This is a genomic window from Candidatus Frankia alpina, from assembly GCF_902806485.1.
Classification (GTDB): Bacteria; Actinomycetota; Actinomycetes; order Frankiales; family Frankiaceae; genus Frankia; species Frankia alpina.
Map to the genome: position 1 here is coordinate 1 of NZ_CADCWT010000448.1, position 1,650 is coordinate 1,650.

At 65.3% G+C, this 1,650-nt stretch carries 1 protein-coding gene and 1 pseudogene; both read left to right on the top strand.

The features are described from left to right. Positions 1 to 106: 106 nt before the first annotated feature. Positions 107 to 382 (top strand): annotated as a pseudogene (locus tag G6R25_RS31090) (IS66 family transposase); the annotation flags it as partial. Positions 383 to 943: 561 nt separating this feature from the next. Then, positions 944 to 1,600: a hypothetical protein gene (locus tag G6R25_RS23825; RefSeq protein ID WP_163554642.1), complete on the top strand. Its 657-nt coding sequence runs from the start codon at positions 944 to 946 to the stop codon at positions 1,598 to 1,600. Positions 1,601 to 1,650 lie beyond the last annotated feature (50 nt).

The following is a 1,650-nucleotide window of genomic DNA, read 5'->3' on the forward strand; positions in this document are numbered from 1 at the left end:
GCAACCTAGAGTAACCAGTCAGCGCGGAAGGTGACCTTCGCGCTGCCCTGGGGTCGGCCTAGCCCGGGCCCCGCCCGCCGACAGCGGCCCGGGCGCGCCCGGGCGGGCGCTGCTGGAGTTCCTGCGCGACCACGAGGCATCCGTTCTGCGGTTCACCCTCGACCTCGACGCCTGGGCGACGAACAACCAGTCGGAAAGAGACCTCAGGCCCCACAAGACACAACAGAAAATCTCCGGCAGGCTGACCTCCGAGAACGTCACCGAGGACCGCCTCACCCTGCGAAGCTACGTCGCCTCGGCGGTCAAGAACGGCCAGAACGCCCTGACCGCGATCCGCGGCGCTCTCCTCGGCAACCCCTGGATCCCCCCAGCACCAGCCTGACCAGCCAGAATCGCCGCAACCCCCGGCCGGACACCGGCCGGGCAGGGCTTACTCCGCGCTGCCCACAGACACGTCAAGATCCAAAGGGCGTGAATGTTTATCCTCTGGGACGGCTCTGCGGGCGGTGGGGACGAGCGTGCCGGACGTCGTCCGTGCCTCGGCGTGAAGGACGGTGGCGCGGCCGGTCTGCGGCGCCCGCTTGGACAGGAGATCCAATACCTCGTAGCCGGCCGGTGGCCGGGCCGAGATCGGCCGGATGGCCGGTCGGAGCACTGACCGGCCACACGGGTATGCTCCGCTGCCGGCCAGATGACGAAGACTGCCCCGAAGGGCCACCCGGACTTAAACAGGGCCAGGTCAGGTACAACAGCGATGGGCCAAGCCAGGCCGCCTATCGTGCCAAGGAAGAGCTGGGGCCGTCCCCCACAGGAATTTCGCTGCGGCCTGCGTGAGGGCTTGGATGAACCCAGGGTCGGCCTCAGTAGAGGCGGTGGCTTCCGCTCGGAGGATGACATCCTTCGGCCGGAGGGTGTGGAGTTCTGCCGGTGTCGGCTGTCCGGGGTGAACGGCCTGGTATTTGACGATGATCAGGACACGGCGGATCTTGCGGAACATGTCGGCGGTGGAGGAGTGGGTCTTGGTGGTGTACTCGGGTGCGTGCTGGCGGTGGTCGGCGGCGACGTCGGGGTGAAATCGGGCTTCGACCTGGGGATAAAGAAACACCCGCTCGCTGAAATGATCTCTCTCGCCATAGGGGAGATCGTAAAGTGGGCGGGTGTGTGTTCCAGCGGAGGAGTCAAGTGCTGGGCGGGTTACTGGGGCTGCCGGTTTGGTCGGCCGGTGTGGTTGTGGTGCAACGTTCATGTTCAGGCTACTTCCCGTCATCCTGCCCTGGTTAGCGTCGATGACCGGGGAGAAACGGAGCTGGTGGAATGGTTGACCCGAATGGGTGACCGGACCGACCGTACGGCCGAGCTGTGGCTCGGCCGTAACGAGAGCCCTATCGGGCCGGATCCCGGCACGGTGAATCGGATCAGGGCACCTGCCGACAAACTGCATCACTATCCGAGCGGGCTGACCGAGGCTGTTACCGGGGTCGCCGCGGAGGAACTTCAAATGTCCTCTGACCAGGTACTGATCCAGCCGTGGCGTCACCTCACGCTGACTCACGCCCGGCACGTTCTGCTCGAAACCGACGTGTACGCCAGCCTGGAGTGAGCCTTTCCCGGTAACGTTTTGTCGCTTTGCGTGACATCAATGTGGTGTTG